Origin of the sequence: Listeria sp. SHR_NRA_18 (assembly GCF_003856515.1) — a bacterium.
GTDB lineage: Bacteria > Bacillota > Bacilli > Lactobacillales > Listeriaceae > Listeria_A > Listeria_A newyorkensis.
Genome location: NZ_QPKR01000049.1, coordinates 1 through 588, shown reverse-complemented (window position 1 = coordinate 588; position 588 = coordinate 1). Strand labels below are relative to the sequence as shown.

Below are 588 nucleotides of genomic sequence, written 5' to 3'. Positions count from 1 at the left end.
CAGAATGACCGTGTAGTGGCAATGAATACCGAAGGTGGTGTTAACCTGTGGCGCCAGAGCGATCTGCTGCACCGTAACCTGACTGCACCAGTGCTGTATAACGGCTACCTGGTCGTCGGCGATGCCGAAGGTTATCTGCATTGGATCAATACCACCGATGGCCGTTTTGTGGCTCAGCAGAAAGTGGATAGCTCCGGCTTCCTGTCCGCGCCAATTGTGGCCGGTGACAAACTGCTGATCCAGGCGCGTGGCGGCAAGGTTTACGCCTTCACTCGCTAACAGTTTTTACTCAGTAGATCGCAAATTGCGGTTAGTGATATTTACTACACGCCGTTTGATAGGTCTTACCCTATGGATTTCGAGTTGCAGCTAGGCGCCAAGCTATCTCATCCCCGGGAGCTTACTTTTGGGTAAGTGACCGGGGTGAGATAGTGCAGGTAACAACGCTGCAGCTTGAAAGACGACGGGTAATGGGATAACGGCTCCTGCTATCAGGGGCCGTTTCGTATTTTTAAGCTATGCCGCTGCTGTCTATTGCGCTGCATAGTAACGCATTGATTATTAAGTAATGAGGCTTCAACATGATAC

Annotated in this window: 1 protein-coding gene; it reads left to right on the top strand. The window is 51.0% G+C overall.

The features are described from left to right. Nucleotides 1-279: outer membrane protein assembly factor BamB family protein (locus DUK53_RS17075; RefSeq protein WP_143813226.1), on the top strand; the 279-nt coding region annotated here is incomplete at its 5' end. Nucleotides 280-588: the final 309 nt, after the last annotated feature.